Source organism: Yoonia sp., assembly GCF_046498525.1.
Classification (GTDB): Bacteria; Pseudomonadota; Alphaproteobacteria; order Rhodobacterales; family Rhodobacteraceae; genus Yoonia.
This window is the reverse complement of record NZ_JAWOAN010000247.1, coordinates 1-7621: the sequence shown is the minus strand read 5'-3', so window position 1 is coordinate 7621 and position 7621 is coordinate 1. Positions and strand designations below refer to the sequence as shown.

The 7621-nt window shown below is 57.1% G+C and carries 7 protein-coding genes; 5 read left to right on the top strand and 2 right to left on the bottom strand.

The features are described 5' to 3' along the window. Positions 1-1716 (bottom strand): methylmalonyl-CoA mutase family protein (locus R6T97_RS14890; protein ID WP_410350073.1); only part of this gene is annotated, 1716 nt, incomplete at its 3' end. Between the two features lie 137 nt (positions 1717-1853). Between R6T97_RS14890 and R6T97_RS14885 the strand changes: the two genes are divergently transcribed. The 5 genes from R6T97_RS14885 to R6T97_RS14865 all read left to right on the top strand — a co-directional run bounded on the left by R6T97_RS14885 (position 1854) and on the right by R6T97_RS14865 (position 7283). After that, positions 1854-3242: a 1-acyl-sn-glycerol-3-phosphate acyltransferase gene (locus R6T97_RS14885; RefSeq protein ID WP_410350072.1), complete on the top strand. Its 1389-nt coding sequence runs from the start codon at positions 1854-1856 to the stop codon at positions 3240-3242. A gap of 119 nt (positions 3243-3361) precedes the next feature. Further along, positions 3362-4642, top strand: coding sequence for a crotonyl-CoA carboxylase/reductase (gene ccrA / locus R6T97_RS14880; protein ID WP_410350071.1), 1281 nt, complete (start codon positions 3362-3364; stop codon positions 4640-4642). A 131-nt stretch (positions 4643-4773) separates the two neighbouring features. Then, positions 4774-4989, top strand: coding sequence for a hypothetical protein (locus R6T97_RS14875; protein WP_410350070.1), 216 nt, complete (start codon positions 4774-4776; stop codon positions 4987-4989). Between the two features lie 60 nt (positions 4990-5049). Then, positions 5050-6576, top strand: coding sequence for an ATP-dependent RecD-like DNA helicase (locus R6T97_RS14870; protein ID WP_410350069.1), 1527 nt, complete (start codon positions 5050-5052; stop codon positions 6574-6576). Continuing rightward, entirely contained in the window at positions 6573-7283 is a 711-nt protein-coding gene (locus R6T97_RS14865; protein WP_410350068.1) for an SDR family oxidoreductase, read from the top strand. Before R6T97_RS14870 ends, R6T97_RS14865 begins: the two co-directional genes overlap by 4 nt. Here the strand turns inward: R6T97_RS14865 and R6T97_RS14860 are convergent. Beyond that, positions 7280-7621 (bottom strand): TIGR02186 family protein (locus tag R6T97_RS14860; RefSeq protein WP_410350067.1); only part of this gene is annotated, 342 nt, incomplete at its 5' end. The two genes, R6T97_RS14865 and R6T97_RS14860, sit on opposite strands and share 4 nt — an antisense overlap.

Below are 7621 nucleotides of genomic sequence, written 5' to 3'. Positions count from 1 at the left end.
ATCGCCATTTTGTGCGGCCGTCACGATTTCCTCTGGGGTGAGGCGGATGCCTTCGTAGTCAATTTCCATGCCGCAGTCCCGCGCGCGCGCGGCAATCTGCTCGGCCCCGTTGGAGTGTCCGTCGAGCCCCGGTTTGCCCACGAGAAATTTCAGACGACGGCCAAGTGCCGTGCTCACCAGATCGACCTGTTCGCGTAACTCTTCAAGCCCTTCCGTACGGTTTGACGGGTTGCTGCTCACTCCGGTTGGCGCACGGTACTGCCCGAATACGCTGCGGATAACGTCTGCCCATTCACCCGTTGTGACACCGGCACGGGCACAGGCAATCGAGGGTGGCATGATATTGCTGCCATCTTCGGCGGCTGTACGCAGGGCTGTCAGCGCCTCATTCACGGCGGCACTGTCACGGTTTGTCTTCCATGTTGCCAGACGGCGGAGCTGGTCGGCTTCAGCCTCTGGATCGGACACCATGATTGCATCGTCACCGGCCGTCAGTGGCGACGGTTCGCCTGCCTGCCATTTGTTGACGCCGACCACGATTGTGTCGCCTTTTTCGATATTGCCGATGCGAGCGGCATTACTTTCGACAAGCCGGGATTTCATATAGGCAATTGCGCCGACAGCACCGCCCATACCGTCGATTTGTGCCAATTCGGCGCGTGCGCCGTCTTTGAGTTCGTTTACCTTGCGATCAATTGCTGGGTTCCCATCGAAAAGATCGTCAAATTCCAGAAGGTCCGTTTCATAGGCCAAAATCTGTTGCATTCGCAGGGACCATTGTTGGTCCCAAGGGCGCGGCAGGCCAAGAGCCTCGTTCCATGCAGGTAGCTGTACAGCGCGCGCACGGGCGTTTTTGGACAGGGTGACCGCGAGCGTTTCCAGCAAGATACGGTAGACGTTGTTTTCGGGTTGCTGTTCGGTCAGGCCAAGGGAATTGACCTGCACGCCATAGCGGAAACGGCGGTATTTGGCGTCTTCAACACCATAGCGGGTCGCGCAAATTTCGTCCCATAATTCGACAAAGGCACGCATTTTGCAAAGCTCGGTGACGAAACGAATACCGGCATTTACGAAAAACGAAATACGGCCCACCATTGCAGGGAAATGTTCGGCGGGTACTTTGCCTTTCAGATCGTCCAGCACGGCGGTTGCAGTAGCCAGAGCGAAAGCCAATTCTTCCTCCGGTGTCGCGCCCGCCTCTTGCAGGTGATAGGAACACACGTTCATCGGGTTCCACTTGGGCAGGTGTTCGCGTGTATAGGCGGCGACATCGGTGATCATGCGCAGCGATGGCTCTGGCGGGCAGATGTAGGTGCCGCGCGAGAGGTATTCCTTGATGATATCGTTTTGCACGGTGCCTTGCAGGGCGCCGACGTCTGCGCCCTGTTCCTCGGCCACGGCGATATAGAGTGACAGAAGCCAAGGCGCTGTCGCATTGATCGTCATGGACGTATTCATCTGGTCCAGCGGGATATCATTGAAGAGCGCGCGCATATCGCCAAGGTGACTGACAGGCACGCCGACTTTGCCAACCTCGCCTTTGGCCAAGATATGGTCGCTGTCATAGCCTGTCTGCGTGGGCAGATCGAAAGCGACGGACAGACCTGTCTGCCCTTTGGCAAGATTGCCACGATAAAGCGCGTTTGATGCCGTTGCGGTCGAGTGCCCCGCATATGTCCGGAACAGCCAAGGGCGATCTTTCTGCGGTTGCGACATGTGCGATACTCCTGAATAAGTCTGCGTAATTAAATTACACATTACGTTGTTTATCGGACATTTTATGGCGCTGTCAATTCGCTGCATCGCGGCATGACGGGATTTACGCGGCGACGGTTCCCTGTCACGATTAATTCATGACGCAAACCATATCCTTACCCATCTGGGTGTTCGTTCTGATCGTCCTGTTCGCGGCAGTGACCTTTGCGTCGCATTTTCTGTTTCCATCTGTCAGGTGGTTTTTCCGCAAGCGGGCCGAACGGGTCATCGCAAAGCTGAACCAGCGGCTGCAACGCCCGATCGAGCCGTTCAAGCTGGCGCGACGTTACGACATGATCCAGCGCCTTATCTACGATCCCGAAGTGACACAGGCGATTGTCGATCATGCCCGTAAGGAAAAAATCCCCGAGAACGTCGCCTTTGAAAAAGCACGTCGCTATGCCCGCGAGATCGTACCGGGGTTTTCAGCAACGGCATATTTCAGCATCGGGATCAGGTTGGCGCGCTGGCTGTCAAAATCGCTCTACCGCATCAAGTTGGGAAAGCTGGATCGCAAGAGGTTGGCCGCGATTGATCCGAATGCGACTGTGGTCTTTGTCATCAATCATCGCAGCAATATGGATTATGTGCTCGTGACCTATCTGGCGGCGAATGCGGGGGCTTTGTCTTATGCCGTAGGTGAATGGGCCCGTGTCTGGCCGCTGTCTACGGTTATCCGGGCGATGGGGGCTTACTTTATCCGGCGCAAGTCACGCGGCGCGCTTTATCGCAAGGTCTTGGCGCGATATGTGCAGATGGCCACGCGCGGTGGCGTCAGCCAAGCGGTATTCCCCGAAGGCGGGTTGAGCCTGAATGGTTTGCTGGCACCGCCACGGATGGGTTTGCTAAATTACATCGTCGACGACTTTGATCCGAAAGTCCGCGAGGTGATTTTCGTGCCGGTCGCGGTGAACTATGATCGCGTTCTCGAAGATACCATTCTGATTGCGGCCGACAAATCCGGTACACGCCGTTTCAAGCCGCCCCTTGTGGATGTGTTCTGGCGCGTGGCGCGGCATATCGGATTGCGGTTGACCGGCCGCTTTCGCGGGTTTGGTGTAGCATCGGTGAGTTTTGGTGAACCGCTCGAGCTGTCAAAATATCACGTTGACGACGGACAGGACCTGACCGCGCAGATTGCGACCGAGCTGATGAAGCGGATTGCCGATGTCACGCCCGTTGTCGGTGTGCCATTGGTTGTGCGGCACATTCTGCTGGCATCCCCGATTTCCGAGCAGGACCTAGAGGCATCAGTCGGACGGTCAATTGCACTGCTGAAAGAGCGTGGCATCCCTTGCCCCAAACGCGGCGCGAAAGATGTTGTCCATGATGCCCTGAGCCGATTGCGCGCGCGCGGCTTGGTTTCTGTGTCTGGTGATCAGATTGCAGCAACTGCGGAGGGGCAGGACATCCTGACCTTCTATGCCAATTCGATTGCGCATCATTTTGATGCAGGTGCAGCAGATATTTCTGCAGTTGCAGAGTAATTAAATTACAAAAAACATCCAACTTGGGTTGCAAAGTTACTTTCTGATCGCTTATTTAAATCCCATCAGCACCGATTCTGCGGTGCGGCACTAACGGAATCAGAGCGATGGAGACTGAGATGGCCCTCGACCAAACTGCTTATACGGCACCCGAGAAAGACCTGTATGAGGTCGGTGAGATGCCACCCTTGGGCTACGTGCCTTCGCAGATGCATGCCTGGGTTTTGCGGCGCGAGCGGCACGGCGAGCCTGAAAAGGCGTTTCAGCTTGAGGTTGTCGATGTTCCCAAGCCCGACAGTCACGAGGTGCTGGTTCTGGTGATGGCCGCAGGCGTCAATTATAACGGTGTCTGGGCGGGGCTGGGCGTTCCTGTCAGCCCGTTCGATATTCACAAGCAAGACTATCAGATTGTGGGTTCGGATGCGGCGGGCATTGTCTGGGCCGTTGGTGACAAGGTCAAACGCTGGAAAGTCGGCGACGAGGTCGTGATCCATTGCAATCAGGATGATGGCGACGACGAGGAGTGCAACGGCGGTGATCCGATGTATTCGACGAGCCAGCGGATCTGGGGCTATGAAACGGCAGGGGGATCTTTTGCCCAGTTCACTTGTGTGCAGTCGCAGCAGTTGATGCACCGCCCGCAGCACCTGACATGGGAAGAAAGCGCCTGTTACACGCTGACGCTGGCGACAGCATACCGGATGCTTTTCGGCCATGAACCGCATGACTTGAAGCCGGGGCAGAACGTGCTTGTCTGGGGCGCGTCCGGCGGTCTGGGGTCTTATGCGATCCAGTTGATCAACACAGCGGGTGCCAATGCGATCGGCGTGATCAGCGATGAAAGCAAGCGCGAGTTTGTCATGTCACTGGGTGCGAAAGGCGTGATCAACCGCAACGACTTTAGTTGCTGGGGGCAGTTGCCCACCGTGAATACGCCCGAATACAACACCTGGCTGAAAGAGGCCCGCAAATTCGGCAAGGCGATCTGGGAGATTACCGGCAAAGGCGTTAACGTTGATATGGTGTTCGAACATCCCGGCGAGGCGACGTTCCCTGTATCGTCTTTGGTCTGCAAAAAGGGCGGCATGGTCGTGATTTGCGCGGGCACCACCGGTTTCAACTGCACCTTTGACGTGCGCTACATGTGGATGCACCAGAAACGGTTGCAGGGCAGCCATTTCGCCCACCTCAAGCAGGCGAGTGCGGCCAATAACCTGATGCTGGAACAGCGCCTTGATCCATGCATGTCAGAGTGCTTTGACTGGAACGCGATTCCCGCAGCCCATACCAAGATGCGCCGCAATGAACACAAGCCCGGCAACATGGCTGTGCTGGTACAGGCCCCAAAGATGGGTTTGCGGACGTTTGAAGATACGCTGGAGGCCTCTCGCGACCGCTAGGACGGCCAGATTTCCCAAGCTGGGCGTGGTTGGAAACAACTGCGCCCTTTTTTGTGGTTGGACCGTTGGATTCACGCCCCACACGCAAGGACTGTTAAGAACTCTTTAACGAATTATGGGGACGGTGGCGCATGGGACGAGATTGGATCATCGATGTGCTGGCCGATCTGCGCAGTTTTGCGCGCGATAACGATTTGCCGATGCTGACCGCCCAACTGGAAGAAGCCGGTCTCGTGGCTGAAGTTGAAATTGCTTCGCGCGGTGAAGAATCGCGCCCGCAAGCGCGTGGTGATCTTGACCCGGTCCTTGGCATCCCCATTGCGGTGCCGATGCCGCGCCGTACCTGAGGCACGTTCCCCCATCGAATGCGCTAGCAGCGCCTTCGCCGTCCGGATACAGTCGCACCTATGAACGCGCCAGTAATTGCATTTTCTGAAGATCAGGCCGAAGCTTGGGATAACGTCGCCGTTGCCCTGCGCCAGTCCGGTATTGATCTGGACAACAACCTGCTGCAACCACCGCAGTCGGACATCACCTCTGTGATGGCTGTGATCGGTAAGGCCGGTTCAGGCAAGACCATGTTGCTGGCCAAGCTTTATCATGCGCTTGAAGAAGCCGGTGTTGACGTTATTTCCGGCGATTGGGAAGGGCGTAAACGCAAGGACCGCCGAACTTTGGCGATCTTGGCACCCACGAACAAGGCGGCCAGTGTCCTGCGTAACCACGGCGTGCCCGCCACCACGATCCATCGCATTCTTTATACGCCGGTCTATGATCCGGAATACGAAAAGGTCGCGGAATGGCTGGCGGGGCAGGGTGACAAGCCGGACATTGAAGGGCTGACCGACATCGCGCTGGATCGGGCTTTTGCGTCTTATCAGACCCACAAGTCGGTTCCTGCGGCGTTGGCGGCGGCGGGTCTGCGTGGCAGCGATTTCATCACCGGCTGGAAACGGCGTGAAGAGGCACTGGATATCGGTTTTGTCGATGAAAGCTCGATGCTGGATGAAAAGCAGTTCGAGGACCTCAAAGAGATTTTTCCGACCTTGCTGTTGTTCGGTGATCCCGGACAATTGCCGCCGGTGCAGTCCTCGGGCGGGATGGTGTTCGAAACGCTTCCCGCCTCACGGGTCCTGACGCTCAATCGTATTCACCGGCAGGATGCGGGCAACCCGATCCTTGATCTGGCACATGCACTTGCCGATCCTCAGTTGGATTTCCACGGGTTCGAACGGATGGTTGAAGAAGCGGCCAAATCTGATGAGCGCGTCGTCATGGCCCAGCGTGTCGAAGCGGATTTGATGGCGCGATCCCCCTGTCTGGTCTGGCGCAATGCGACGCGTATCAGATTGATCCATGCCTTTCGCGCCGCGTTCAACGCACCTGGGGATGAATTGTTAGCGGGTGAGCCGCTGATTTGCGACGGGATTGAATTGCCGCTCAAGCATCGCAAGAAGCGCCTCGATCTGGAAGCGCGCGGGCTGATCAAAGGCGCGCAAGTGATCTATCTTGGACCCGGAAAGAAACCCGGGTTTTCACGCTTGCACGTGATGGGGGCCGAAGATCCGCAAGTGAGCGCGGCCAGCATCGTCAAGATCGAGCAAGAGGGTGATGAGGAACCGTTCATTCCTTTTGCCGCACGTATGGGCGCGACATTTCTGCACGGGGCTGCTGTCACGATCCACAAGGCGCAGGGGTCGCAGTGGGATACGGTGCAGGTCTTTGCCCCCGATATCTATGCGGCCTCTCGCATGGGGCGTGTCGAGGCGGGGCAGCCGCTTTGGAAACGCTTGGCCTATGTTGCGATTACGCGTGCGGAAACGCAGTTACGCTGGGTCGTACGCAACCGTTTGGCGCGACCGCAGGGCGTGCTCCGCGTTGATGACCTTGAGGTCCCTGCGGCCCCGTTGGAATTGAGGAGCGAAGAGATATGAAATCAATCATTATCACAGGTGCCAGCAGTGGCATTGGCAGGATCACGGCCGAGCATTTTTTGACGCAGGGCTGGCGTGTTGGTCTGATCGCCAGACGCGCGGACACTCTGGCAGAGATCAGTCATGAGAACGCGGTCCTGATGCCTTGCGATGTCACCGATGAAGCGGCTGTCGATGCGGCATTCGGCAGCTTTGGCCACCTTGATGTCCTCTTTAACAACGCGGGCATGTTCGGCCCCCAGGCAACAATTGATCAGATTGCGCTGGATGACTGGAAGCAGGTTCTTGATGTGAACCTGACAGGCATGTTTCTGTGCGCCCGCGCAGCCTTTCGCCAGATGCGTGGGCAGACGCCGCAAGGTGGTCGGATCATCAACAACGGTTCGATTTCCGCTTTTACGCCGCGCGAAGGGTCGATCTGCTATACGACAACCAAGCATGGCGTCAGTGGTCTGACCAAGACGCTTTCGCTTGACGGGCGAGCGTTTGATATCGCTTGCGGCCAGATTGATATCGGGAACGCCCGTACCGATCTTGTGCTGAACCTTGAAAAAGCGCGTGCTGCCCAAGGGCTGGATCCGCTGCCCAGCATGGCAGTAGAGGATGTTGCGCGGTCCGTATTTCACATGGCTTCACTTCCGCCGGAAGCGAATGTGCAGTCGATGATGGTGATGGCGACAAAGATGCCGCATATCGGGCGTGGCTAGCGGCGGAACACGTTGAATGCGGCGGCTGCACCCCAACCGGCGGCGATCGCGATAGAAAGCGACATAAGGCCGTAAAGGAACGCATTTTCATGGGCCAAGTTATAAAGCCAGCGTTCTAGGCCGACCTTTTTGACCGGAATCGTCGCGACATAGAAGTCAACGATCTGGCGTCCGCGTGTCAGGTAAATCTCTGCCTTGTAGTCGCCTTCGGTCAGGTTCGCCGGTAGCGGTATAAGGGTCCGGAACAGCGCCTCTTCCTGAACTAATACGCCCGTGGGCAGCGTCTGATAAAGCCCCTGTGAAGACCGAATCCGGATCAGTGCCTCTGTAAAGCGCTC

Excerpts from the sequence above, each read along its gene's own strand:
- R6T97_RS14885 (WP_410350072.1), top strand. The coding sequence starts at position 1,854 with ATGACGCAAACCATATCCTTACCCATCTGGGTGTTCGTTCTGATCGTC.
- ccrA (WP_410350071.1), top strand. The coding sequence starts at position 3,362 with ATGGCCCTCGACCAAACTGCTTATACGGCACCCGAGAAAGACCTGTAT.
- R6T97_RS14875 (WP_410350070.1), top strand. The coding sequence starts at position 4,774 with ATGGGACGAGATTGGATCATCGATGTGCTGGCCGATCTGCGCAGTTTT.
- R6T97_RS14870 (WP_410350069.1), top strand. The coding sequence starts at position 5,050 with ATGAACGCGCCAGTAATTGCATTTTCTGAAGATCAGGCCGAAGCTTGG.
- R6T97_RS14865 (WP_410350068.1), top strand. The coding sequence starts at position 6,573 with ATGAAATCAATCATTATCACAGGTGCCAGCAGTGGCATTGGCAGGATC.